Origin of the sequence: Lamprobacter modestohalophilus (genome assembly GCF_016583905.1) — a bacterium.
GTDB lineage: Bacteria > Pseudomonadota > Gammaproteobacteria > Chromatiales > Chromatiaceae > Lamprobacter > Lamprobacter modestohalophilus.
In genome coordinates, this window is the sequence record NZ_NRRY01000065.1 from 1 (window position 1) to 23,695 (window position 23,695).

Here is a 23,695-nt window from a genome sequence, read left to right on the forward strand (position 1 = left end):
ACCAAAGGCGAGGCCTACGATCCAAAGCACGCCTTGAGTCAGGCGGTTTAACCGCCGCGAGCACCGATGAGGGATTGAGTCACATCCGAGCGAGCACGATCACCCACACCACGAGTTTCTAACCACGAGTTGCTAAGAGTGACTGTCACTGTGATGGCATGAAAGGCTTGTCCTGCATTCCTGAAACCCTGTAATCCTCACCAGCCGGCATCGCCGAGACTGAAACAGTGATAAGGACAGGAATGCGCGCGGATTCCATCAGGGCGCGAGGAGCGATCACGCCACCTCATCACGACGCCGGATATATGGCCGCAACGTTTCCTTCTGCTGAACAGTCAAGTGGCTCTTGCATCGCGGGGCGGACCATATATGAAGACAACACGACGCGCGATGCGCCCACGCGCGGCGAGGGTCGCCAAGATCTGCTCCAGCGGTTCCGGGTCTAACAGCGACTCAGCCAGCAGCTCAACGCGCCCGCCGCAGGGGAGCCCAAAGCGCTGTGCTTCCGCAGCGGTAACGCCATAGCGCAGCACCTCGGGCTGCGGCAAGGGGCCGCGCTCATGTAGATGGCTGCGAAGCTCATCCTCTAGGCAACCACCGGAGACGGAGCCAACGCTGATGCCATCCCGCACCCCATCTTGAGCCAAGGCCCAAAGCGAACCAGCCGGACGCGGTGAGGAGCCCCAGGTCTGCAACACCGTCACCAGGTGCACACCGCAGCCCGCCCGCAGCCAGCCGGCGGCGGCCTCGAGCACCTGCTGATCCGCCTGAATCATGACCGAGGGATCACGACCTCACAGCCGAATCGGCAGTCGGCGCACCGGCTTGCCAGTCAGGGCGAACACCGCATTGGCGACCGCCGGGGCGATCGGCGGCGTGCCTGGCTCGCCAACGCCACCCGGCGAGGCATCGGAATCGACGATGTGCACCTCGACCGCCGGCATCTCAGCGATTCCGAGCAGCGGATAGTCATCGAAATTACCCTGCTGCACACGACCGTCTTGGATGCTGATCTCGCCGTTGAGGGTGGCATTCAGGCCATAGACGATGCCGCCCTCCATCTGTGCCTCGATAATGGATGGATTGACGATCTGACCGCAGTCGATAGCGCAGAACACGCGCTTCACTTTCACCACACCGTCTTCGATTTCGACCTCCGCCACCTGGGCGCAGTAACTGCCAAAGGCCTCCGCCACGGCGATGCCACGGGCGCGTCCTTCCGGCAAGGGCTCGCCCCAACCGGCCTTCTCCGCCGCCAGCTTGAGCACCCCGAGATGGCGCGGGTGGTCGGCGAGCAGCGCACGGCGTAGCTCGAAGGGATCGCGGCCAGCGGCCTGTGCCATCTCGTCGAAGAAGGCCTCGGTGACGAAGGCATTCTGCGAACTACCCACCGAGCGCCAGTAGCCGACCGGCACCGGCGTGTTGACCATCGCATAGGTCACCTCAAGCGCGTCGATGGCATAGGGCAGGTTCTTGGCGCCCTCCACCGAGGAGCCGTCCATGCCGCTCTCGCGCACCTCGCTGGAGAAGCGGGCGCGGATCGAGGGTCCAGCGATCCGATGGCGCCAGGCCAGCGGCTTGCCGTCCGCGTCCAAGGCGGCAGCGAAACGGTTGAGGGTCGCGGGGCGATAGTAATCGTGGCGGATATCGTCCTCGCGACTCCAGATCACCTTGACCGGGCGCCCGGTCTGCTTGGCCAGAGCCACCGCGTCGCGCACGAAGTCTTGCTCCGAGCGACGGCCGAAGCCACCACCCAAGAACTGGCTGTGCACCCGCACCTGCTCGCGTGGTAGTCCGGTGATCTCCATCCCGGTGTCTTGGGTGCGGGTCTGGGCTTGGGTGCCGACCCAGATGTCACAGCCATCATCGCTCACCTCGGCGACGCAGCTCATCGGCTCCATGCAGGCATGCGCGAGATAAGGCACCTCATAGGTGGCCTCGAGGATCTTCGCGGCTCCCTGCAGGGCCGCGGCAACATCACCCTCGGCGCGGACGCTGTTACCGCTATCGACCGCCTGTTCGAACTGGCGGCTGATGTCGGCGCTGGAGAGGTCACCATGACCGGCGAAATCCCAGTCGATCTTGAGTCGCTTGCGCGCCTGCTCGGCGGGCCACCAGGTCTCGGCGAGCACGGCCACGGCGTCCTCGTGGAGCGGCAAGACATCGACCACGCCCTTGATCTGGCGCGCCGACTCGGCATCGAAGCCCTTGCGCGTGCCGCCGAACACTGGGCAGCGCTGCACTACGGCACTGAGCATCTTCGGGCGCTTGATGTCCTGGGCAAACAGGGCTCGGCCATCACACTTCCGTGGGGTGTCTAGGCGCTTCTGCGCGGTGCCGAGCAGGTTGAATTCGTCCGACTCCTTCAGGAACACCGCCTCCGGCACCGGCTGCTTGGCGGCGTCGGTAGCCAGCTCGCCATAGCCGAGACGGCGACCGCTGGCCTCGTGGATGACCTCACTCTGACTTGCCACGCATGCATTCTCTTCAACACCCCAGCGCTGGGCGGCGGCAGCCACAAGCATCATGCGCGCGGCGGCACCGGCCTCTCGCACTGGGGTCCAGAAGCCGCGCACGGCGGTGCTGCCGCCGGTGAGCTGCTGGCCGATGATCGGGTTGGTGTAGGCCGCGTCGGCGGGGGCGAATTCGGCCTGGATACGGCTCCAGTCCGCCTCCAGTTCCTCGGCCAGCAGCATCGGGATGGCGGTCATCACGCCCTGGCCCATCTCCGAGCTGCCGACGACCGCGGTGATGGTGCCATCCGGGCCGATGCGCACCCAAGCGTTCGGCGCGAAGGCATCCTCGGCCACCGGCGCGGTGCGCGCCTCGGCGGCGGGGATCTGAAAGCCGATCAGCAGGCCGCCGCCGGTGAGGGCGCTCGCCTGCAGGAAACCGCGTCTTGTGATACCCATCTCAGACCTCCTCGGTGCCGGTCTCGGCGGCACGTTTGATCGCGGCACGGACGCGGTTGTAGGTACCGCAGCGGCACAGGATGCCGCTCATCGCTTGGTCGATATCGGTATCGCTTGGCGTCGGGTTTTCTTCCAGCAGCGAGGCCGCCGCCATGATCTGGCCGGATTGGCAGAAGCCGCATTGCGGCACGTCCAATTCGATCCAGGCCTGCTGCACCGGATGCTCACCATTCGATGACAGCCCCTCGATGGTCGTCACCTCACGACCGGCGACTGCCGAGACCGGGGTGACGCAAGACCGGGTCGCGAGCCCGTTGACATGCACGGTACAGGCGCCGCACTGGGCGATGCCGCAACCGAACTTGGTGCCGGTCAGATCGAGATGATCGCGCAGCACCCAGAGCAGGGGTGTTTGCGGGTCAACATCAAGCTCCTGTTCCTGGCCGTTGACGGTCAATCGGATCATGCGGATCACCTCGCCTGTTGAAGCCTCCGCCGGCGACGGCAGGCATTCGGGGACTAAATATCGTGTCTGGAGGTCAGGTTAGGGAGGCCTAACGCGATCGTCAACGGTCGGCACCCCTCAGCCGTCGATGGCTGAACAGCGGATCAATCGAGTCGACCTACAAACTCAGCTTCGTCTGCTTCTTGAAGGATGCGAGCATAGAGGGCATCGCTCATCCAGAAACCAGCTCGCTGACACTGACGACCATGAGCACCGACCACTTGGGCGGTTACGGCTTTTGCTTTACCTTGCAGTACATCAACAGCCAGCGGCCAACAAACCACACCATGGCCAGTGCCAAGACCACCACCATCACCTTTCGCATCGAGCTAGAGTTCAAGGAGGCGCTGCGCACCGCCGCCCATCGTGGGTGGTGTGCCCCGAGATCCTTCAGGAATACCTGGAGGTGATCGTCCGGCCGAAGTTCAGATTCTCAAAGGATCTTATTGAATCGCTGGCAGGACATCCTGACTCAGGCCACCGTCTCGATCGAGACGCCACAGATCGCCATCGACTTTCCTCGGGATCGTAAGAATGCCCGTTTTCCGAGCTGTGCGATGGCCGCGGCTGCGGATTTCTTGCTCAGTGGCGACGCCGATATGGACCACGCACGGGCACTGATCGACACGACGATTCTTTCACCATCGCAGTTCCTTCGTCTGGTCGAATGTGAGCCGCGGGCGACCGGGGCGATGCTCGTCAAGCCCAAACCAGCCGCACCGCGCGCCCGCTCGGGGTTTGGGTGTCCTCATTGCTCAGGCGTTCGGCCAGCGGGGGGATCTCGGGTCGGCGGTCGAAGATCACCAGCCAGCCGCTGTCCAGGTTCAAGCCGGCGAGATAATCGTCGAGTTGCGGCAGTCCCTCGGTGAGCGGATCAGGCGCGCCGGGGCGCCAGACCTTGAGTTCTATGCCTAGGGTCAGGCGTCCGTAGCGCAGACACAGATCCATGCGTCCGCGCCCGATGGCGTATTCCCGCTCCAGGCTGCCACCACCGTTGACCACCCGCTGTAGGAAGGCCATCAGCACCAAATGCGGCGCGATTTCGTGATAGGGCGCGCTGCCGAGCATGGCCTCGCCATGCTGACGCCAGAAGCCGAGGAAGGCCGCGAACAGCGCCTCGGGGTCGAACTCGCCTGTTGCGGTGAGCCAGATTGGGCGGATTTGCGGCATGGCGTCCATCGGCCCGCTCCGCTGGCCAGGGTGCGCGGCAGCACCTCGCGATAGATGGGGTTGGCCACGGCCAGACTGCCGCCGTTGACCCGCCGCAACAGGCCGAGATCGATCAGATAATCGCGTTCATCGGTAGGGATTTCGCCGAGTGCGTTGCCGGCGAGCATCGGCTCGATGATGCGCCGCACTCGGGGCTCGCGCAGCTTATCGGCGAGCTGATCGAGATGCGTGACGCGGCGCAGGATCAGGTTCTCCTTGGCCTGGTCGATCAGATCGGCGTCGATAGGGTGGGCGCGATCCCGCCCGGCGGGCAACTCAAAACAGCATTCGTAGGCTAGGGCATTGACCAGCCAGGGTTGCCCCAGGGTCAACGTCCAGACGCGCGCCAGCGCCTCGGGGGTGAAGACCTGACCGGTTTCCTGGGTATGCTCGGCGAGCAGGGTGGTGACCTCCTCGGCATTGAAATCGCCCAGCCGCAAAGATTTTGCCTTGATGTTGAAGGCACTGCCGCCGGTGATGGGCTCGTCTTCGGAGCTGGCGTGGATACGATAGTCGCGCAGATCGCGCACCCCGCAGAGCACGATGGTATTGGGAAAGGACCGGGGACGCTGACGGTAGCCGCCGCGCAACTGTCGCAGCAGTGAGACCAGGGTATCGCCAACCAGCGCATCGACCTCATCAAGGAAGAGTACCAGTGGACGTTCACTGCGCTCACTCCATTGGGTAAGAAATTCGCGCAGCGCGCGCGTCGGAGCATTGCGCGCCAGCATCTCGTCGGCGAGTTCGTACAGGCCAGTGTCGCCGTGCTCCAGACGGGCCTCGGCGGCGATGGTCTGCACGATGTCGGTCATCGCCAGCGCGATATTCTCGCGCGCCGCCTGCGCGGTTTCGAGATTGGCATAGACCGCCAGATAGTGCCCGTCGCGGTTGAGCCGCTCCATCAGCGCCAGCAGGCAGGAGGTCTTGCCGGTCTGGCGCGGGGCGTGGAGTAGGAAGTATTTCTGCTGCTCAATCATGCGCAGCACCTCGTCTAAGTCCCAGCGCTCGAGTGGCGGCAGCACATAGTGCATCTCGGGACGCACCGGGCCTTCGGTGTTGAAAAATCGCATGACGGTGTCTCTTGGCCGGCTTCGCACACTGTTCATTGACCGATCAGTCTAACGCGTTTCCTGGCGACCTCCGGGGCGGAGGGTGGCCACCACTGACAGGATAGGCGGCGAGGGTCAGTGTTCTGGGGAGTCATAGCGTTTCTACAGATCAGGTCAAGCAGACACGGCGCGATCGTCAGCGCTCGGGCACCCTCAGCTGTCGTGCCGGATCAATCGCGTCGATCAGCAATCCCAACCTCATCAGCCTCTTGAAGGACGCGATCATAAAGGGCATCGCTCATCCAAAAACCAGCGCGTTGACGAAGTCCTTCAAGCAGAGGTCGGATTTGAGCCACGAGTCCGCGCCGTTTCGCTAACAGCAGCACACCGACCAGACCTATGACCGAGAGCCCAAGCCTATGGGCAACATTGCGGCCACGTCGCTCGTCGATCAACAGGAGCCTTGCCTGGCCTTCCAATGCGCAAGCGATTGCTTCGGCCTCACCAGGATCAAGCTCCAAACGAAGCGACGCAACCAAAGAGCGGTTGGCGATCTCTCGACACTGAATCCAAGAGGCTGCGCGAACAGTGGCAGCGCCAGGTGCATTCGGTAAAACCATGGTGGTTTCATGGAGCACCGCCGGTGGGATCACGATTGTGTCGTACAACGCTGGCAGCAGATCGAGTCGACCAATACAGGCTAGATTGATGATCGGCGAGCTGTTACTGACGACCATGTTAACGTATGTCCAATTGCTCTAGCGTCATCAGATCCTGCTCGAAATCGGCGACATCATAATGCGGCGAAATGCCGCGACTGGCCAATAGGTGCTGGAAAGAAAGCCACGGCATCTCGGCTAATGCAGCACACTGCGCCAGCGTCAGACGGTCTTGCTGAAATAGCACAACAGCCAATTCTCGCTTGATGTCTGTTGCTGTCAGATGCGCAGCATCGAGGATTTCATCAGTAATCATAACAGCCATGCGCTTATAAACCCGATTGATCGATTGAGCTTGATCAGTTGCATCCCTCTATTTGCTCCCTTCTAAAACAAACTCGCTCTGTGCGCCGTCTTCCAAACCGTCGTCCCGCAAGCGAGCTGAATGGATTCACCCCGTGAACGACGGCCGCGCCAATACCATCGAGACAAAGACTCTTCGCATCTGGCACAGACCCTGCGCCCTTGATGCCTCAGCAATCCCACTTCGGCCCGAACCATCGACGCATCCGTATAGTCTAGGGTAAACCAGTCTGACCTGGGCCGTCTTAACCCGTGCCGACACGCGGTTGTTCTGGCGGATGTCATCGACGGCTCCCCGCCCAGCTGCGATAAGATCTGCACTAAACACAAGCAGTGCCATGGCCCTTCATGCTCGATCCAGACCGCTCACAGCCAGAAACGCTCCTGTCGCCGATCGCGACTCCAGACAGTCTCGACGGCGCTGAGCGCGCGACCGCAACGCCTCGCATCCGCGAGATCCCCTACAACTACACCTCGTTCTCAGACCGCGAGATCGTGATCCGCTTCCTCGGTCTGGAGAACTGGCAGCGCATCGAGCAACTGCGCGGCTCGCGGCGCACCGGACGCTCGGCGCGGATGCTGTTCGAGGTGCTCGGCGACATGTGGGTGGTCACCCGCAACCCTTATCTGCAAGACGATCTGCTCGAAGATCAAAAGCGTCGCCGACTGCTGCTGGAATCACTGCAGCATCGGCTCGAGCAGTTCGAGCAGCGTCTGAACGATAACGCCGAGGCCGCCGCCTTGCTCAGCGCTGCCCGCGAGGCCATCGCCCACTTCGATGCCCAGCTCGATGCCGATCGCGCGCTGCGCCAGCGACTGCGCAAGCGTCTCAGCGGCATCACCCGCAAGGACAACATCGACTTCGGCGGCCTGGCGCGGGTCTCGCACGCCACAGACGCCACCGACTGGCGCGTCGAAATGCCCTTCGTCGTCATCCTGCCGGACAGCGAAGAAGAGGTCGCGCCGATCGTCGCCGCCTGCATCGACTGCGGCCTGTCGCTGATCCCGCGCGGCGGCGGCACCGGCTACACCGGCTCGGCGGTGCCGCTGTCGCCACGCTCGGCGGTGATCAACACCGAGAAGCTCGAGGCGCTCTCCGGCGTCGAGCGCATCGCCCTGCCCGGCGTCGCTGAGCCGGTACCAACGGTGCGCTGCGGTGCCGGCGTGGTCACGCGCCGGGTCGCCGATCTGGCCGATGCCCATGGGCTCGCCTTCGCCGTCGACCCGACCTCGCAGGACGCCTCCTGCATCGGCGGCAACGTCGCGATGAACGCCGGCGGCAAGAAGGCGGTGCTCTGGGGCACCGCGATCGACAACCTCGCCTCCTGGCGCATGGTGACCCCGGATGCCGATTGGCTCGAGGTCGAACGCCTGGATCACAACCTCGGCAAGCTGCAGGACACCGAATTCGCGCGCTTTCGCATCCGCCGCTTCGCACCCGACGGCAGCACGCCCAAGGGCGAGCCCGAGCTGCTCGAGATCCCCACCGCGCTGATGCGCAAGCCGGGGCTCGGCAAGGACGTCACCGACAAGGCCCTCGGCGGCCTGCCTGGCGTGCAGAAGGAGGGCTGCGACGGGCTCATCACCTCGGCGCGCTTCATCCTGCACCGGATGCCCGAGCATGTGCGCACGGTCTGCCTGGAGTTCTTCGGCACCGATCTGAACCGCGCCGTGCCGGCGATCGTCGAGATCAAGGACTTCGTCGATGCGCGCGACGATGTGCAGATCGCTGGTCTGGAGCATCTCGACGAGCGCTATGTGCGCGCGGTGCGCTACTCGACCAAGGCCGCGCGCCGCGAGCTGCCGAAGATGGTGCTGGTCGCCGACCTGGTCGCGGACGACGAGACAGCGGTGGCCGCGGTCGCCGATGCCGTGGTCGAGCTGGCCAAGGCGCGCGATGGCGAGGGCTTCATCGCCATCAGTCCCGAGGCGCGCAAGCGCTTCTGGCTCGACCGCGCTCGCACCGCGGCCATCTCGCGCCACACCAACGCCTTCAAGATCAACGAGGACGTGGTCATCCCGCTGCCGCGCCTGGCCGAGTACAGCCGCGAGATCGAGCGCCTGAACATCGAGCAGTCGATCAAGAACAAGGACGCCATCATGGCGGCCGTGCTCGAGTATCTGGATGGCCCGCTGCGTGAGGCGCTGCCGGCCGGCGAGTATCAACGCTCCGATGAGGCGCTGGCGATCCTCGAGGCCAAGTGCGCCGCCGCCCGCGATGCGGTGCGCGCCGCCCGTCAGCGCTGGCAGCAGATCCTCACGCGCCTGGATCAGCCCGCCGCCGAGCAGACCGTGCTGCTGCGCGACCCCGAGCGCGCGTTGATCCGCGACGGCGACACCTTGTTGGAGATGATGCTGCGCCGCGATCTGCGCCAGACCTATCGCAAGGAGGTCGGCAATCGGCTCGCCGAGATCTTCGCCGGCCAGGATCTCACCGGGGTGCGCGAGCGCCTGGCCGAGATCCATCGCCAGGTGCGCAGCGCGCGGCTGTTCGTCGCCCTGCACATGCACGCCGGCGACGGCAACATCCACACCAACATCCCAGTGCACTCGGCCAACTATCAGATGCTGCAGGAGGCCGATCGGCTGGTCGATCGCATCATGGCGATCGCCGAGCGGCTCGACGGCGTGATCTCGGGCGAGCATGGGATCGGCCTGACCAAGGTGCGCTATCTGGCGCCCGAGAAGCTCGCCGCCTTCGCCGAGTACAAACAGCGGGTCGATCCGCAGGGGCGCTTCAACCCCGGCAAGCTGCTGCCCGGTTCCGGGCTGGATGGCGCCTATACACCCTCGCTGCAGCTGGTCGAGCAAGAGGCGATCATCCTCGAGGCAACCGAGCTCGGCGCGCTCAACGACGACATCAAGAACTGCCTGCGCTGCGGCAAGTGCAAGCCCAAGTGCATGACCCATGTGCCGCGCGCCAATCTGGACTATTCGCCGCGCAACAAGATCCTCGGCACCGGGCTGATCATCGAGGCCTTCCTGTACGAGGAGCAGACCCGGCGCGGGCTCTCGGAGCGGCACTTTGACGAGATGAACGATGTCGCCGATCACTGCACCATTTGCCATAAATGCCTGACGCCCTGCCCGGTCGATATCGACTTCGGCGATGTCACCATGCGCATGCGCCGCATCCTGGTCGAGCGCGGCAAGAAACGCTCGACACCTGCTGGTAAGGCGGCGATGGCGTTCTTGAATACCCAAAACCCCCAGGCCATTCGCGTCATGCGCAAAGGGCTCGCCGAGTGGGGTTTTCAGGGCATGAACCTGGCCAATGCGATGGCCAAGGGGCTGCACCTGACCGAGCAGCCGAATGCGCATCCGGGCGCCAGCAGCGGCACGCCCAATCCGATTGGGCAGGCGGTGCAGCTGGTCAGCCGCTCGATCCGGGTCGATCTGCCCAAGCGCACCTACCGCCAGGTGCTCGGGCTCGAAGACCGCACCCGGGTGCCGATCCTCGCTGATCCGGCCAAGGTGACCGAGGACTCGGACGCGGTGTTCTACTTCCCCGGCTGTGGCTCCGAGCGCCTGTTCTCGGATATCGGCCTGGCGACCCTGGCGATGCTCTATGAGCAAGGCAGCCAGACCGTGCTCCCACCGGGCTATCTCTGCTGCGGCTATCCACAGCGCGCGGCCGGGCTCGAGGAATCCGGCCATCAGATCACCACCGAGAATCGGGTGCTCTTCCATCGCGTCGCCAACACGCTCAACTATCTGGATATCCGCACCGTCATCGTCTCCTGCGGCACCTGCATGGATCAGCTGCTCAAGTATGAGTTCGAGCGCATCTTCCCCGGCTGTCGGCTGCTCGATATCCATGAGTATCTGATGGAGAAGGGTGTGAGCCTAGAAGGTGTCAGCGGCAAGCAGTACCTCTACCACGACCCCTGCCACACGCCGATGAAGACCTATCAGCCGACATCGGTCGCCGAAAAGCTGATGGGCCAGAAGGTGCCGCTCTCAGACCGCTGCTGCGGCGAGGCTGGCACGCTAGGCACCAGCCGCCCGGATATCGCCAATCAGGTGCGCTTTCGCAAGCACGAAGAGCTGACCAAGGGCATCCAGGCGCTCACCGGCAAGCCACGCGCCGAGAACGGCGAGGTCAAGTTGCTCACCGCCTGCCCTGCCTGCCAGCAGGGCCTGGCCAAATACGCCGACGAGACAGGCCTGATGACCGATTACATCGTCGTCGAGCTGGCCAAGCATCGCCTCGGCGAGGGCTGGCAGCAACGATTCTTGGAGCAGGTGAAGGCTGGGGGGATTGAGCGCGTCCTGCTCTAAGGCCACAGCACGCAATGGACATAGACTGGATCATCGAGCGCGTCGCCAGTGAACAGTATCGCTGGTCTCGGCATGGTGATCGTGAGCGACTGTTCGAGCGAGGCCATAACAGATGAGCAGCAACTGTCAATTCTGCGGCCATGCACATCTGACCCCCACGACCACCCGCTACATTCACCAGCAGAGCGATGCGCTACTGATCGTCGAAGAGGTACCCTGCTTGCGCTGTGACTACTGTGGCGAAGAGTATTTTGATGGCTCTTTGTGCGTTTCAGACAGCTCGCCAAAGCCCGGGAATTTTGCGGGTACGAAATGCAACGCCTGCATTTAAAAACAGTGGCTTAGCGTACAAACTGCAGCGGCCTGCACAAACTTCTGGTTGATGAACGTAGTCCTGTCTGGAATCCATAAAGAGCGAAGAAAATTTGCGAAGCGTTAGGCAGGCGGCAGACTGAGTCAAAAAAGAAAGTGGTGAGCCGCGGGCCTCGCTTGGCGAAACAAGCCAATTGCAGCTAAAAAAAGCCTGCAGCCGACCGCCCAACGTGCTGCGAGCAAAGCGAGCGGCGCTTTGGGCAGTCGGCTGAGGCCTCACGTTAGCCCAGCGGGTTTGGCACCCTTTCCCGACTTTGCTGGTGTCAACGCAGAGCAGTCTCGACTGTTGGGTCCAAATACGCCATGACTAATTCATCGGGAATGAATTCGGGCCGCTTCAGCAGCGCCGCGAAGCGGGCGAGTATCAGGACGATACGAGCAAAGCGGGTTAAGCTGACCCGGGGCTTGGCTCAACTTGTTACACACATCTTCGATCATAAAATCGTAAGTTGCTGTTTTTTATTGATTTCGGCAAGCTTGGCAGCTAGCGTAAAACCAATGGGTTACAAACTTGTGTGTGACGAGATGGCTTTAGCGCTATCCGTACCGGACGCAGGACGCGATCAGAACGAAAGCGACTGCACGATCTCACGCGCAACGTCTTCATACTCATCTAGGCAATCCGCGATCGTTGGCGGCACCATCAAGATGACCTCCAACTCTCTCGGCTGACCATCGATTTCCGGATAGAGGTAGTGCCGGATATCCAGACGCGAGATGTCCTCACGATACGCCTTGCTGCCATCAGCCAGTTCGATAAAGGGTGTACCCTCGGCGGTCTTGAGATAACTCTCCATATTCTCGGGTGAAATAGGCCGAAGCCCAAGTCCCATCCTGATGGTTGGTGCTGACACCTTGCCAGTCATGATATCCATTGAACTGGTGCCCTCCGGTCGCGCATTCACCGTCAGCAATGTTTCTGGGACTTCCCCGACCTGCAGTTCGTAGCCATCGGGTCCCTTGAACTGGAAACTGACGCTTTCGTTGATCTCATAGGTCTGATCGATCTCCAACACCGGACAGGCGAGGGTGGGTGTTGCTACGAGCGCGAGCAGAAAGGTGACGGTCAATCGCAACATGGGGTGCCTCTGTAAAGAACGGTCGCTGATGAAATGATGGGGTTATTTAGTCGCGGATCATCTGCCGCGACAGCGCGTCTGAGTAGTAAGAAGCATAAACGCCCAACCCCGCAGGCTGCACAGGTTTCGATGTCGATGCTGAAAGCATGTTGTGAGGCGCTGCGACCAGGTTATCAAGTACCGGCGCTGGAGGGGCGCCCTCTTCCCGGAGTGCGGCCGGCCAACCACGAGTCAGGTTTGAGCGATAGTGTCGGTCCGGCCGCTGCAGCGACCGAGGCCACTTGAGGTCAGGCTCTTGGAAGCAAGATGTGCGCAGGCAACCCACGTTCTCAGCGACTCGGGCTGTGATTGAATCAAGTCACCACGGATTCGTTATGCGGGTAAGCGTACATACCGGCGTCGAGCCGAGGCCGCAAGGCCGAACAGGCCAATGCCTAAGAGGGAAAGGGCTGAAGGTGCCGGCACCGTCGCTTGCGTCGATGAACTGAGGCCAGCACTCAGCAGTGTGGTATCCCCTGCCGTGAATACGCCCGCGAGGGTGTGCATGCCATCGATCAGGCTGGAACGTGCATCGCCTCGTAATTCGTCCTGCGCTGTCGCAGACATGTTCACATCCAGCCAGATAGTGTCACCTGGATCCAGTGTGAAATTCAGGTAAGCTGTCTCGTTCACCAAGACGTTGGTCTCGCTCGAGTCCCCTGCAGCAAACAGGTCCGCATTATCAATTAAGGTTGACTCGCCGGTCAGCTCACCAAACGGGTCTTCGGGGTTATAATTGCTCTTGCCCAGCAACACTGAGGCACTCAGGTAATCCAGATGATCACAGCAGATTTTCCCATCCAGCGTATAGGAGAGGGAAAACTGTTCGGCTTGGGTTCCCGTGAACACATAGCTTTGCAACACTCGAGCGTATGCACCGCTGCTAAACGCCATATCCTCATCGGGGGATGTGGTCTTCGCGAAGACGCCGAGCTCAGGGAGGCTGTCATCGCCGACAATCCTCGCGAATGCGGAGTAACTTCCGTCGTACCCGGAGCCCGTCTGCCCGTCCACACCATCGCCGACAATCGCGTTGATTGAGGCTTCATTCTGCCCCTCGCCCCCATTACTGGTGCCGATCGGGCCTGTGTCATCTATTTCATTGGGCCACGCAATGACCGTTCGCAGGCGTACAGAGCCCTCCACCTCCGCCAATTCGCTTTGACCCACCGTCAACACCCCTGCCGACGCCGTAATACTAAAGGCCAGCAGCGTACTGCCGGCAAGAGCCAGAGCCGCTGATTGAGTAATCGTTCTATACCCCATCGTCTTGATCCCTCCCGTGATATCACAATCCGGCACACGCCAAGCAGGCGGCCGCCCAAGGTCATAGGTCGGCTCGGCGCTGAAAGATCTCTTTGCTTCTGCGATGTCGGTAACTGCTGGATCAGCATAAACCGCAGACACTTTTCGTGCTTCTGACGCAGAATTTTCGCCATTTGCACTAGTTGCACTAGTTGCGCCAGTGATAAAATGAACATCAATTTTATCCTGAGTACTTTCTCTCGTACTCATCTTCACCATATTTTGGCCACTGGTGAGCATAAGACATAACCTCTATAGCTAGATTTTGATATCAACGCCTTTGAAGCCGTTTTATTGTGATATAGCGTTAGCCCATGAGTACCACTTAAAATTCAGGTGCTTATATTCAGGATTTTTCCGCTGGCGGCACTACATATAAGGGAAACAGCGATTGCTGCTGCAGAACAGTAGACACCGAGAAGATGGAAATTGCCAATCCTAATAATAGGTAATTTTTTATTTTCATTTTCTTCGGCATCACTCGATCTCCGATGTTGTGCAATGCAAGAGCTCTGCCGTAAATTACGTTTTCATGTTTATTAGAGAAGGCATTTCTCAGGAAACGCCACCATTAGCGTCAATCAACTTGACCTGAGCGGACGCAAGTTGAAACCCATTCATGTCTAGGCTTGCCAATGCAAATCGCTTCGTGTACACAATAAGTAGGACACAGGGCATCCGAGCAACCAACCGCTGCATGACAGCCTTGCACCCTGGCCATGCCACTCCACCGAACCCAAGAACGATTAGTTAAGGCACTGATTTATAATTGATGGTGATCTGCTTTGTTGACCATATCGCTCAGGTTTCTGGACACAGCGACGTACAAGCCCTGCACCACGCGGTAGAAAGAGCATAGAGACACCTAACAGCTCATGCATTCCCGTAAACACACCAACACCCCGGCTTGGGCTGCGGAGCACTAGCGATGAGTCGGCGCGAACAACCGCGATTGCGCGAGGTCCGCGCTGCCTATCGCCTACTAGGTGAATGTCTGGAGCAAGGGAGCGATGCAAACGCCTGGCGATCGCATCTGCTGGCCGGGGTGCAAAACCTGACCGGCGCTCGGGTAGCACTCTACATGCATGTGGATGCGCCGCTGTCCGCCCAGGAACAGGTCACCGAGACAGTCGCCGCGGGATTCATGGACACGCAGGAACTCGCATTGTGGGCGCACTATCAGGCGACCGAAGCGCACCGCGACGACCCGTTTCATCAGGCGTTTTACCGTCGTACGGATCGTAGTCGACGGCTGCTGACTCGCAGTCTCTATGATGTGGTCGAGCGCCGGGAGTGGCAGCGCACGCGCCACTACAATGAGTATGTGGCGGCCTGCGGACTGGCGGATCGCATCACATCGTCGCTTTTGCTGCCGAGCGTTGGACCACGCCAAGAACAAACGATTGTGCTGCACCGCGATGCCGCCGACGGACCCTTCTCCGCCTCCACGACTCACCTCATACGACTGCTCCACCATGAGCTTGCCGGACTGCTTGAGCGCAAACTGGTTCTGCCTGGCAGTACCGAAGACAGGTCGGTCTTGCCGCCGCGCCTGCGCGACGTGCTGAATGGACTCCTCGCCGGTGAGTCAGAAAAGCAGATTGCGGCGCGACTCGAGCTGAGCCCGCATACGGTCAACCGCCATGTGCAACGCATCTATAAGCACTATGGGGTCCGCAGTCGCTCAAAGTTGCTCGCAAACCTACAGGGGCGGTGACTGGCTCGCCCCAAAGGCACCAGTTCTAGCCGACCAGGCCACCGGATGACCATCCGCAATCCATTGGCTCAAGGTCACGCCCGATCTTGCTCCGCCTCTTCCAAGTCAGCGCTTAGATCGCGGGTAAAGGTGGCGGTCAGATAGTCCAGCGAGACGGGCAGCCCGACCTCGAGCCGTGGCAAATGCTGAATCGCGATCCGAATCTGTCTGGTCTGACAACCGAGCAGGTGTCCGCCACGCTGCCGATCCTCTGAGAGAAAATGAAGGTGGTAGCCGGGCACCGTCAAGGCCTCCATGAATGAGGGCGTCCAGTAGCCGGTCATGGTGCCACGGATGTCGCGGTACTCGAATTCGGGCTGCTCGCGGGCGACCTCGACCAGCGGACGATAGCTGTCTTGGCGCGGGACTGAGCGCGTTTTGATCCGCTCGAAATCCCCATCGATCCGGACCGCATAGATCATATTGTCGGAGGGGATCATGCGCTCGAGCAGATGCGTCAGCTCGGTGAAATCCAGCGACTGCTCGATGACCTCATCGCTATCCGGCGTGAAGAAGTTGACGCAGGCATAAGGCGTCTTGGCGTCAGCGGCGACTGGGTACGCCTGACCATCGGCGCGCAGTTGGTGCACCTGGCCTTCGAGTACGACCATCTCCCCATCGAGATCATTGAAGGTGCCAAGACCGAAGTCGCCGTGCTCGAGGATGTCGCTGATACGGGTGTCCTCCTGATAGATCCCCTCGATCAGCGCGTTGACCGGGGCCGATACATACAGCGCACGCTTGTCCTGCTGCGTCGCCAAGCCCAGCCTGAGCAAGTGATTCACCAAATCATCCAGGCTCTCACCTGTGGCGCGGCTGCGTAGCTCGAGTCGGTTGAGAAGGTCGGTGGCAACTTGCATCTTCGCTCCAAGCCGCAGCATCAGCGGCACCATCGGTTGTAGCAACGACTGCTTGAAAAAAACGTCTGGCCTGTAAGTCCGAGCTTACTACTAATCCGACGTCGATCCCTAGGCGGGGTCAAGATGAGGCACAGGCGGAGTGGTGCTTGCGCCTGGTTGCCCCAGGCTTAGCCTTGTCGAGGCTTGCACGCCGGGCCTAACACCGGGAGCCGTTGCATGCTAGGCACTCCCAGCTGAACTGGCTCACACACCTCATGATCTGATGATTAACTTAACAGTGCAGCCACGAGAAGCAACACTACCGAGCGGGTGTTGCTCTAAGATCATCGAGCGCGTCGCCAGTGTACGTTATCGCTGGTCTCGGCATGGCGATCGCAAAGATCCGCTGTGACTACTTTGACGAAGAATATTTTGATCTGTCAACACTCAAGAAGATCTAGGCCGACCACCTTGCACTTGCGACGCATCGTGAGCGTCCAGCTCGCACGCTTGCGGGTCGCTGCTGAAACGTTCGGCGCCCTTTGACCCGATGAGCAACACCGTTGTCGCTGTGCATCTAGAACTTGACCTCGATGCGGCGGCTTAAACGATGGCGGCGCTGGCGCTGGCCCAACGTCACGGGCTAGGCTTTAATCCTTCGGCGATTTCGATTGGCACGCGAGAATTCGGAATCCGCGGGCCGAGACGAGCCGAACAAGATCGGAGATCAGCATGGGTGAAAATAAAACGGTTGTAGAAGCCTTCGGGGGCGCACGTGGTATCGCCCTTCTGATCGGCGGTCTGGTCATCGGCACGGGCCTCTATTACTGGCAGATGACGGCGAGCGGTGATGCGATGGCGGAGGTCGCCGCGGAGCTGGGCCTGCAGGTCTACGAGGAGGGCCAGCGACGCCAGCTCCGAGGCCGCATCGAAGACATCGGCGTTGCCGTGGACACGACCACCGAACGGTCCGCTGACACAGTGCGCTGGTTCACGGACTTCAAGATCTACGCGCCCGATCAGCCCTACGGACGAATGATCGGCGCGCGCCTCCGTCAGAAGGCGATCGCGGGCATGAAGGGGTCGGAGTGGCTCAGCACCGGTGACGCGGCGTTCGACGAGGCCGTCTTCGTCGAGGGAGAGCTGGCAACCATGCTGGCGCACCTCGATGCCAAGGCCCGCGCCGCCGTCCTGGCTGCGACCGAGGCCGGATGGGCCCTCGAAGGCGTTACCTGGACCGCCCGCGAATCCGGCCGCGTGACCAGTGCGCGGAAGATTAGCTCCCTACTCGACGTCGGGCTGGCTGCGGCCCGTGCCCTGCGGCTGCCCGGCGATCCGGAGACGGCACTCCAAGAGCGGGCCGAGAGCGATCCTTTGCCGGGCGTTCGTGCCGCTGCGGCGGCGGCGCAGGAGGACAGCGAGCGGGCATGGACCGGGGCTGTCGCCGATCCGTCCGAGCCCGTAACCGCTGAGAACGCGCTCGATGCGCTGGCGGAGATGAACACGCCACGCTCGCTGGAGGCGGCGCTCATACTGTCAACAGCCGGCGACGATCGGCAGCAGGTGCGGACCCGCCTGATCAGCGCGATCTATGCGAACGAACGAACCGAGGAGGTTATCGATGCGCTCGCCAGCATCGGCGGGCAGCTTGAGGCCGTCGTCCTGACCTCCGTGGTCGGTGAGCACGAGGCCTCGGCCAAGGAGGCCATCGCGGCGATCAAAGCGCGGCCGTGATGGATCTTGTAATCGCCGCCGTCTCGATCGCCGTCCTCGGTAGCCTGATCGTCGCGGGAATCCTCTACGGTCGACAGCTGCATCGACAGCTCCTTGCGGTGCGAGCCGGACTCTGCGAACACTTCGGCCTTCGGGACAAGGCGCCCGGGGGATCTTCCCTAATCTGGCGGGAGATGTGGACGGGCTGAGTGTGTCCGTCGACGTGGTCCAGCTCTACTACCCGACGGGCGACGATAGCGGCTCCCACAAGCAGCCCTGGACGCGGGTGCGCGTCGAAGCCCCGGTCGATGCCGATCTGACCGTCCATGCCCGCGACCAGCGCCACGACAAAACGCCGACATGGCTGCCACGAACGACGGGCGATGCCGCCTTCGAGGCGAAGTACATCCTCTATGCGCCGCCAGCGCTGGACCTTCAGGAAGCCCTACCGGCGCCGGCTCGCGCGGCCTTCGTTCGAGCCGATCCCTCGGCCACTCTCTCCGGCGGCTACGTCTGGTGGATGCGGGTGAAACACGTGCGCGATCCCGAGCTGATGGTCGCCGTGGTCGAGGCGTGCCTGGCTGTCGCGCGGGCGACCCGCCGCTGAAAGAGCGCGCGGCGGGAGAGGCGCTTGCTGCGATCCAACCGACCCAGGTCCGGCACGCACTCGGACCCATGGAAAATCCTGGGCGCCGTTGGGAATGGCCGCTCGATCATGCCACCCTCGCTCTGCCAGCTGTGAGCAGCGCTTCTGGCCGCCGCAGAAGGGCTCTACAACGAAGACCCGTCAGACACCTCGCTCTACAAGGCGCCGCGACAAGATCCAGCAGACCCCAAGCCGGGTAATAGACGGCATAGTAAGCACGATCAGATGCGGTCTCTCGGTCCGATTGATCCAGGGCTCGTCGGCTCGCCTCAAGCGCTCGGCGCGCCTTGCCAAAAAGGGCTAGGCAACGCTCGGTCACAGTGCGATGCCCTCGGCTTGGACCGAATCCAAGAGATCCATAGCCCGATTTCGCTCTGGTTGTTCAGGCGTGCCGCCAAAGGCCCAGGGTTGAATCAGGATATCGGTGTCCAGAAACACGGCGTAGGCATCCGAGGCCATATCCATTTACGCCGCAATGGTATCTGTCACAGGTTGAAGAAAAACAGCGACATCGGCATCGCTATCGTCACGATGATCGCCTCGAGCACGAGAGCCAAAAAGCACCATCCCCGGCAGCTGCGTACCAAAGCGTTCCTGCAAACGGCCGCGAAATGCCCTAAGCGCCCTTTCGGTGCGGGAATCTAGCAGTGCAGACACTGATGGCATCGGTGTTGGCGACTTCAGTGAGCGATTGGGCTAAGGGTTTAGGTGCTGAGGATCATGACTTCAGCGGGTTGCATGAGCGGCATGTGCAGCAAGAGGGCAAGCCCCATCAGGCCTTACACGGCCTGAGCGTTCAGTCGCACCAGCCATCGCCATTCGCATCGCTCCCGTTCTGCCAGCTCCATTCCTTGCAGAAGGTTTCCCCTATGACCTCAATTGTACCGGTTTTCGGGTTCCAGCCGCCGCCCACAGTTTCGACCGCCATCGCGCTGCACACAAGGCAGACTCCCGGTTCGCCCACCCATTCGCGGCCAGCGGATTCGATCAGTTCGAAGGTGTCGTAGATGTCGGCTGTGTCTTCACCACTGGTGGGTTTGCCGCTCTGGTTGCAGCCAGTCAGCTGGTCAACGAATTCCTCAACCGCCGCGCCGGAGGCAGAACAAGCCTCCGTCACGACAATCGCCCCTGTAGAGGAGATGAAGACGAAGGTACCGCCACCGGCTACCCCGCCGACCAGCGGATTAGCAGTTTCGACCGTCACGCCGGCAAAAACAACCGTCGACGCTCTGCCAGCCAGCTTCGTAACCAGCGCCGCCCCGGCCGCACCGCAAGCCGCCGTCACGGCCCAGGATGTGACTTCCGCCGCGACCTCTTCGCTCGATGTACATTGGCGGCGTAGCGACGTTGCGCTCTCTCCGCTGCCCGTGGGTATCGTGGTGCCCCTGTAGCAACCGATCTCCACACCGTCGTCGCTGGCATCGATGAAGGGCGCGCCGTAGCATTCAACAGTTTCGAAAGACGACGACGGCCCCCATTGCTTGTATGCACTGGCAAAAAGTGTAAGGTCGAACCGGTTGGTCGGTACTGCGATTTCGGAGTAGATGCTGGAATAACCATCTGTCAGACCACGGACCGACGTTACCCGGCTGAGCAGGGTATAGCCACCGTAGGGCAGCGGCACATCAGCTTCTCTGCCCTTCGGAACGACTCTCGGCTTGTCGGAGGGCACAATCTTTCTGATCGGCGATTGTTGCTTCGCCAGCCTGCGTTGCTTATCAGACAGGTGATAGGCGCGGATTGTGTGGGTGCTGGCTAACGAAAAAACGACGGCAGAACTCGCCTGACCCTTGCGGCCCGTGCTGCCGAAAACACCAATGAAAATCTCATTTTCGGGCAGCAGGCCGCGAAAAAATCCGTCCTTGCGGCAACCTGTATCGAAATAGATGGCTTCTTTGCAGAACCCCCTGCCGCCCGCGACAGGTCTGTCAGTGATCACCTGCGCCTGAGTGCTGGTTGTGGTGCCAAATAAAATAGTCAGTGTCAACAGAGCGTATTTTGAATGAGTTAACTTATGCATAACAAGAAACCATGGATCGTATTTTATTAGCAAATAGGAGCAAAAAGGGACAGGCCACTATGACAAAGTTCCAGAATGCTAAACCGCTTACTCGCTTAGCGTGAATTATCACTAGAGCAATTGCATCGTAGCATTAAAATATACCTTTAGCGCAGAGATGATCTTGCTATCCTTATCAGCTGAAAACGCTGACCAGTCATTGCCGCAGTAGCCCCGCTCGCCTTGGACCGTTCGCTTATTCGCCACTTCACCAATCTTGAGCACGCGCGCTGCGAGTTGAAGCGCCACCACAAGTTCGGCGACATGATTGTAATCGCCATCACCGCGGTGTTGTGTGGAGCCAACGGCTTGGTGGGTATCCCCGGCTTCACAAGCGCAAAGCCCGGTTGACGCGGGTAGTTCTCGAAGCCGCTCAAAGGGATACTGGCCCATGAAAATGGGCGGGGTATTCGCGCTGACAGAGCCGGGCGCATTCGATGCCTGTTTCCGCACCTGAGACAAGGTGATCCGCGAGGTCGTCCCCGGGGAGATCATCGCCGCAGATGGTAAGACCCTGCGTCGTTCGCGAGAACCGCGCGGCGCTCCACCACATCGCACTGAACCGCCTCAAAAACGACCCAACTGAACTCGGGATCCAAAACAAGGATCTGAGGGCCGGCTAGGATGAGCGCTATTTGGCTAAGCTGCTGTTCGAGAACCCCGAGCCGCCAAGCAAACATAAGCAATCAGCAAAGCACGAATATTCGTGCTGATTGATGCAATTGCCCTGACTCTCTTGGGGCGTCCAAGGCTGACGACAAAGCGATAGCGCGTGCGTCCCATCCCGAGCAACCCGAGTGCCATCAGCAGCGCCGTTCCCGGCGCGGGTACCTGCGTGGGAACGCCGTTGCCTCCGCCGTTCCCAAGGTCGGCATACTCCCTTAGCGGCGCATAAGAAAAGCCGGTATCGGACATAACGCGCGCATCCGGAAGTAGATTCCCCGCTGCGTCAAACACGCTGGCATATGTCGTAATCGTATTGCCTAGGTCGTTGGCCATCCCAAACGCCCAGTAGGCGCCATCAGGATTTTTGGCCTTGATCATCCCTTGGTCCAAAACTGAGTATTCCGGTAGGCGATCAACCACGCTGAAGGCGTGGCAGGAGCGCCGGGTCGGCGTACCCTTGGAAGTGCAAACTGACCGAGGGAAAAGCCGTTGCCCGATGCCCCTACCGCTGTTGACTCTAGTGCAGATCGATGCCCCACGCCAATCCATGATCGCCTGGATCGCGCCAAGCATCGGCAGGCGGTGGCGCACGCGCAGCAGGCTGGGCAGAGTCAACGCGCGGCGATCACCAGTGCCAGCCTCGCACGTAGCACCGTGCGGCACTGGAACGCACCCCCTGTGACATCGGCCGCGGCCCCGGCCGCGCTGGCGGACTTCATCGAGACGCCCGAAGGTGTGGAGTGGCTGCGCCGGGTGCAGATGGCCGCGCACTGGTGTATCTGTGAGCAAGGCGGCGCCGGCGTGCGCGTGGTCTGCGACTTTCTTGAGCTCAGCGGGTTGTCGGCCTTGAGCGGTGCCTCCTACGGCACGCAGCAGGCGTTCCAGGCGGAACTGGAGCGGCAGATCGTCAGCAGTGCCACCACGTTGCGCGAAGTGCTAGCCAAGACCATGCCGCATCGGCTGCTGAGCGTCGTCGAAGACGAGACCTGGCAGGACGGCATGCGCTTGGTGGCGATTGAACCGGTCTCGAACGTCATCCTCCTCGAGCAGGTGAGCGCAGCGCGCTCGGCAGCGGCCTGGAGCCAGGCGCTAGAGCGCGGGCTGGCGGGGTTCAAGGTCACCGTGGTGCAAGGCATCAGCGATGAGGCCAAGGGACTGCTGGCCCATGTCGAGCGCGACCAGGGTGCCCATCATTCGACCGACCTGTTCCATCTCCAGCATGAGGTGAGCAAGGCGATGAGCCTGGCGTTGAGGCGCACGGAACAGCAGGCCGAGGCCGAAGAGACGACGGCCAAGGCGCGCTGGCAGGCGGAATGCGCTGCCGAGCAGGCCTATCATCGCCAGCACCATGGCCCGGGGCGCCCGCCCGCGTTTGCCGCGCGCATCGATCGCACACTCGAGGCCTACGTGCAAGCCAGCCTCGCGCGCGAGCGCGCCCAGGCGCAGCGCGCGGAGTCCAAAGCCCTGATCGGCGCTTTCAGCGCGGTGGATCATCCCTATGATCTCGAGCAGGGACAAGCGCAAACGCCCGAGCAGCTGCAGACGCATTTGGCAGGGCTGTTTGCACGCCTGGAGGCGCTCGCCGAGGAGGTGGACCTTTCTGAGCGCCTGTGTGCGCGTCTGGCCAAGGCGAAGCGCTTAACAAACAGCCTGGTGGCCACACTGGCGTTCTTCTTCATGACGGTCAACACGCGGGTCCAGGCGCTGGACCTGTCCCCGGCGATTGAGCAGGCGATGCTCAACGACCTGATCCCTGCGCTCTATCTGGAGCGCGCTGCCGCGCGCAGTCCCGGTGCTGAGCAACGCCATCGGCTGCGGGCACTCAGTGCCCAGCGCCTCGCCCCACTGCAGCAGCCCGCGCACCCGATCCAGTCGCTGGATGAGGCGACCCGTCGGCACCTTGAGCAGGTCGCCGGGGACTGTGCCGATCTGTTTCAGCGCAGCAGTTCCTGTGTCGAGGGCCGCAATGGCGTCCTCGCGCTCTATAAGCATGGCCATCATCGTCTGAGCCCGCGTAAGCAGCAGGTCTTAACGGCTCTGCACAACTTCGCGATCAAGCGCCCCGATGGCACCACGGCGGCTGAACGCTTCTTCGCTCAGCCCCATCCCTCGTTGTTCGAGCAGGTGCTTGAGCGCATGCCCTGGCCGGCCCGACCGGCGCGACGACGACCGCGACCAGCGAAGCGGCCTTACCTCACGCTTGTGGCGGCTTAGCAACAGTGGACCAAGGGATGATCAAGGCC

Annotated in this window: 22 protein-coding genes; 7 read left to right on the forward strand and 15 right to left on the reverse strand. The window is 61.6% G+C overall.

The window, feature by feature from the left end:
• Positions 1-335 precede the first annotated feature (335 nt).
• Genes CKO42_RS23090 through CKO42_RS23100 form a run of 3 tightly spaced genes read right to left on the reverse strand, consistent with a single transcriptional unit; the run spans position 336 to position 3,378 of the window.
• Positions 336-776 (reverse strand): XdhC family protein, encoded by a 441-nt coding sequence (locus CKO42_RS23090; protein ID WP_200249781.1) that lies wholly within the window; start codon positions 774-776, stop codon positions 336-338.
• Between the two features lie 18 nt (positions 777-794).
• Positions 795-2,912 carry a xanthine dehydrogenase family protein molybdopterin-binding subunit gene (locus CKO42_RS23095; protein ID WP_200249783.1) on the reverse strand — a complete coding sequence of 706 codons (2,118 nt, stop codon included), beginning with the start codon at positions 2,910-2,912 and terminating at the stop codon, positions 795-797.
• 1 nt (position 2,913) lies between these two features.
• Positions 2,914-3,378 carry a (2Fe-2S)-binding protein gene (locus CKO42_RS23100; RefSeq protein ID WP_200249785.1) on the reverse strand — a complete coding sequence of 155 codons (465 nt, stop codon included), beginning with the start codon at positions 3,376-3,378 and terminating at the stop codon, positions 2,914-2,916.
• 245 nt (positions 3,379-3,623) lie between these two features.
• Here CKO42_RS23100 and CKO42_RS23105 point away from each other — a divergent pair, with 245 nt between their 5' ends.
• Positions 3,624-3,827, forward strand: a complete 204-nt coding sequence (locus tag CKO42_RS23105) for a hypothetical protein (RefSeq protein ID WP_200249787.1) — start codon at positions 3,624-3,626, stop codon at positions 3,825-3,827.
• A gap of 289 nt (positions 3,828-4,116) precedes the next feature.
• Here CKO42_RS23105 and CKO42_RS27625 read toward each other — a convergent pair whose 3' ends face one another.
• From CKO42_RS27625 to CKO42_RS23120, 4 genes are all read right to left on the reverse strand, one after another.
• A complete protein-coding gene (locus CKO42_RS27625) occupies positions 4,117-4,437 on the reverse strand; it encodes a hypothetical protein (protein WP_242479637.1) in 321 nt (106 codons plus the stop codon).
• Positions 4,437-5,696: an ATP-binding protein gene (locus tag CKO42_RS23110; protein WP_242479638.1), complete on the reverse strand. Its 1,260-nt coding sequence runs from the start codon at positions 5,694-5,696 to the stop codon at positions 4,437-4,439. Before CKO42_RS23110 ends, CKO42_RS27625 begins: the two co-directional genes overlap by 1 nt.
• Positions 5,697-5,905: 209 nt before the next feature.
• Positions 5,906-6,412: a PIN domain-containing protein gene (locus CKO42_RS28640; protein WP_200249789.1), complete on the reverse strand. Its 507-nt coding sequence runs from the start codon at positions 6,410-6,412 to the stop codon at positions 5,906-5,908.
• Between the two features lies 1 nt (position 6,413).
• Positions 6,414-6,650 (reverse strand): UPF0175 family protein, encoded by a 237-nt coding sequence (locus CKO42_RS23120; RefSeq protein WP_200249791.1) that lies wholly within the window; start codon positions 6,648-6,650, stop codon positions 6,414-6,416.
• Between the two features lie 395 nt (positions 6,651-7,045).
• Between CKO42_RS23120 and CKO42_RS23125 the strand changes: the two genes are divergently transcribed.
• Both CKO42_RS23125 and CKO42_RS28645 read left to right on the forward strand, forming a co-directional pair.
• Positions 7,046-10,978 carry a DUF3683 domain-containing protein gene (locus CKO42_RS23125; protein ID WP_200249806.1) on the forward strand — a complete coding sequence of 1,311 codons (3,933 nt, stop codon included), beginning with the start codon at positions 7,046-7,048 and terminating at the stop codon, positions 10,976-10,978.
• Positions 10,979-11,090: 112 nt separating this feature from the next.
• Entirely contained in the window at positions 11,091-11,309 is a 219-nt protein-coding gene (locus CKO42_RS28645; protein ID WP_200249814.1) for a YgiT-type zinc finger protein, read from the forward strand.
• Positions 11,310-11,913: 604 nt separating this feature from the next.
• Here CKO42_RS28645 and CKO42_RS23135 read toward each other — a convergent pair.
• The gene (locus CKO42_RS23135) at positions 11,914-12,429 is read right to left on the reverse strand and encodes a hypothetical protein (RefSeq protein ID WP_200249817.1); all 516 of its coding nucleotides are present in this window, start codon (positions 12,427-12,429) and stop codon (positions 11,914-11,916) included.
• A 372-nt stretch (positions 12,430-12,801) separates the two neighbouring features.
• The gene (locus CKO42_RS23140) at positions 12,802-14,013 is read right to left on the reverse strand and encodes a PEP-CTERM sorting domain-containing protein (RefSeq protein ID WP_200249819.1); all 1,212 of its coding nucleotides are present in this window, start codon (positions 14,011-14,013) and stop codon (positions 12,802-12,804) included.
• A 688-nt stretch (positions 14,014-14,701) separates the two neighbouring features.
• Between CKO42_RS23140 and CKO42_RS23145 the strand changes: the two genes are divergently transcribed.
• On the forward strand, positions 14,702-15,490 hold the full coding sequence (locus CKO42_RS23145; RefSeq protein WP_200249821.1) for a helix-turn-helix transcriptional regulator: 789 nt from the start codon (positions 14,702-14,704) through the stop codon (positions 15,488-15,490).
• 74 nt (positions 15,491-15,564) lie between these two features.
• On the opposite strand, the gene budA is transcribed toward CKO42_RS23145, so the two are convergent.
• On the reverse strand, positions 15,565-16,389 hold the full coding sequence (gene budA / locus CKO42_RS23150) for an acetolactate decarboxylase (protein WP_200249824.1): 825 nt from the start codon (positions 16,387-16,389) through the stop codon (positions 15,565-15,567).
• Between the two features lie 711 nt (positions 16,390-17,100).
• Between budA and CKO42_RS23155 the strand changes: the two genes are divergently transcribed.
• Both CKO42_RS23155 and CKO42_RS23160 read left to right on the forward strand, forming a co-directional pair.
• Positions 17,101-18,102 (forward strand): hypothetical protein, encoded by a 1,002-nt coding sequence (locus CKO42_RS23155; protein ID WP_200249826.1) that lies wholly within the window; start codon positions 17,101-17,103, stop codon positions 18,100-18,102.
• 190 nt (positions 18,103-18,292) lie between these two features.
• A complete protein-coding gene (locus CKO42_RS23160; RefSeq protein WP_200249828.1) occupies positions 18,293-18,688 on the forward strand; it encodes a hypothetical protein in 396 nt (131 codons plus the stop codon).
• 354 nt (positions 18,689-19,042) lie between these two features.
• Here the strand turns inward: CKO42_RS23160 and CKO42_RS27630 are convergent, their stop codons facing one another.
• The 5 genes from CKO42_RS27630 to CKO42_RS23180 all read right to left on the reverse strand — a co-directional run bounded on the left by CKO42_RS27630 (position 19,043) and on the right by CKO42_RS23180 (position 21,830).
• Positions 19,043-19,192: a hypothetical protein gene (locus CKO42_RS27630; protein ID WP_242479639.1), complete on the reverse strand. Its 150-nt coding sequence runs from the start codon at positions 19,190-19,192 to the stop codon at positions 19,043-19,045.
• On the reverse strand, positions 19,193-19,393 hold the full coding sequence (locus CKO42_RS28055; protein WP_274608960.1) for a nucleotidyltransferase family protein: 201 nt from the start codon (positions 19,391-19,393) through the stop codon (positions 19,193-19,195).
• A gap of 130 nt (positions 19,394-19,523) precedes the next feature.
• A complete protein-coding gene (locus tag CKO42_RS23170) occupies positions 19,524-20,747 on the reverse strand; it encodes a hypothetical protein (RefSeq protein ID WP_200249831.1) in 1,224 nt (407 codons plus the stop codon).
• Between the two features lie 111 nt (positions 20,748-20,858).
• The gene (locus CKO42_RS23175) at positions 20,859-21,248 is read right to left on the reverse strand and encodes a hypothetical protein (protein ID WP_200249834.1); all 390 of its coding nucleotides are present in this window, start codon (positions 21,246-21,248) and stop codon (positions 20,859-20,861) included.
• Between the two features lie 177 nt (positions 21,249-21,425).
• A complete protein-coding gene (locus CKO42_RS23180; RefSeq protein ID WP_200249842.1) occupies positions 21,426-21,830 on the reverse strand; it encodes a PEP-CTERM sorting domain-containing protein in 405 nt (134 codons plus the stop codon).
• Between the two features lie 204 nt (positions 21,831-22,034).
• On the opposite strand from CKO42_RS23180, the gene CKO42_RS28350 reads away from it, so the two are divergent.
• Positions 22,035-23,666 (forward strand): DUF6399 domain-containing protein, encoded by a 1,632-nt coding sequence (locus CKO42_RS28350; protein WP_200249844.1) that lies wholly within the window; start codon positions 22,035-22,037, stop codon positions 23,664-23,666.
• Positions 23,667-23,695: the final 29 nt, after the last annotated feature.

What these genes read in the sequence shown, in the direction of transcription:
- CKO42_RS23090 (WP_200249781.1), bottom strand. Translation starts at nt 776, where the DNA reads ATGATTCAGGCGGATCAGCAGGTGCTCGAGGCCGCCGCCGGCTGGCTG.
- CKO42_RS23095 (WP_200249783.1), bottom strand. Translation starts at nt 2,912, where the DNA reads ATGGGTATCACAAGACGCGGTTTCCTGCAGGCGAGCGCCCTCACCGGC.
- CKO42_RS23100 (WP_200249785.1), bottom strand. Translation starts at nt 3,378, where the DNA reads ATGATCCGATTGACCGTCAACGGCCAGGAACAGGAGCTTGATGTTGAC.
- CKO42_RS23105 (WP_200249787.1), top strand. Translation starts at nt 3,624, where the DNA reads ATGAGCACCGACCACTTGGGCGGTTACGGCTTTTGCTTTACCTTGCAG.
- CKO42_RS27625 (WP_242479637.1), bottom strand. Translation starts at nt 4,437, where the DNA reads ATGGCCTTCCTACAGCGGGTGGTCAACGGTGGTGGCAGCCTGGAGCGG.
- CKO42_RS23110 (WP_242479638.1), bottom strand. Translation starts at nt 5,696, where the DNA reads ATGCGATTTTTCAACACCGAAGGCCCGGTGCGTCCCGAGATGCACTAT.
- CKO42_RS28640 (WP_200249789.1), bottom strand. Translation starts at nt 6,412, where the DNA reads ATGGTCGTCAGTAACAGCTCGCCGATCATCAATCTAGCCTGTATTGGT.
- CKO42_RS23120 (WP_200249791.1), bottom strand. Translation starts at nt 6,650, where the DNA reads ATGATTACTGATGAAATCCTCGATGCTGCGCATCTGACAGCAACAGAC.
- CKO42_RS23125 (WP_200249806.1), top strand. Translation starts at nt 7,046, where the DNA reads ATGCTCGATCCAGACCGCTCACAGCCAGAAACGCTCCTGTCGCCGATC.
- CKO42_RS28645 (WP_200249814.1), top strand. Translation starts at nt 11,091, where the DNA reads ATGAGCAGCAACTGTCAATTCTGCGGCCATGCACATCTGACCCCCACG.
- CKO42_RS23135 (WP_200249817.1), bottom strand. Translation starts at nt 12,429, where the DNA reads ATGTTGCGATTGACCGTCACCTTTCTGCTCGCGCTCGTAGCAACACCC.
- CKO42_RS23140 (WP_200249819.1), bottom strand. Translation starts at nt 14,013, where the DNA reads ATGCTCACCAGTGGCCAAAATATGGTGAAGATGAGTACGAGAGAAAGT.
- CKO42_RS23145 (WP_200249821.1), top strand. Translation starts at nt 14,702, where the DNA reads ATGAGTCGGCGCGAACAACCGCGATTGCGCGAGGTCCGCGCTGCCTAT.
- budA (WP_200249824.1), bottom strand. Translation starts at nt 16,389, where the DNA reads ATGCAAGTTGCCACCGACCTTCTCAACCGACTCGAGCTACGCAGCCGC.
- CKO42_RS23155 (WP_200249826.1), top strand. Translation starts at nt 17,101, where the DNA reads ATGGGTGAAAATAAAACGGTTGTAGAAGCCTTCGGGGGCGCACGTGGT.
- CKO42_RS27630 (WP_242479639.1), bottom strand. Translation starts at nt 19,192, where the DNA reads ATGGATATGGCCTCGGATGCCTACGCCGTGTTTCTGGACACCGATATC.
- CKO42_RS28055 (WP_274608960.1), bottom strand. Translation starts at nt 19,393, where the DNA reads ATGCCATCAGTGTCTGCACTGCTAGATTCCCGCACCGAAAGGGCGCTT.
- CKO42_RS23170 (WP_200249831.1), bottom strand. Translation starts at nt 20,747, where the DNA reads ATGCATAAGTTAACTCATTCAAAATACGCTCTGTTGACACTGACTATT.
- CKO42_RS23180 (WP_200249842.1), bottom strand. Translation starts at nt 21,830, where the DNA reads ATGATCAAGGCCAAAAATCCTGATGGCGCCTACTGGGCGTTTGGGATG.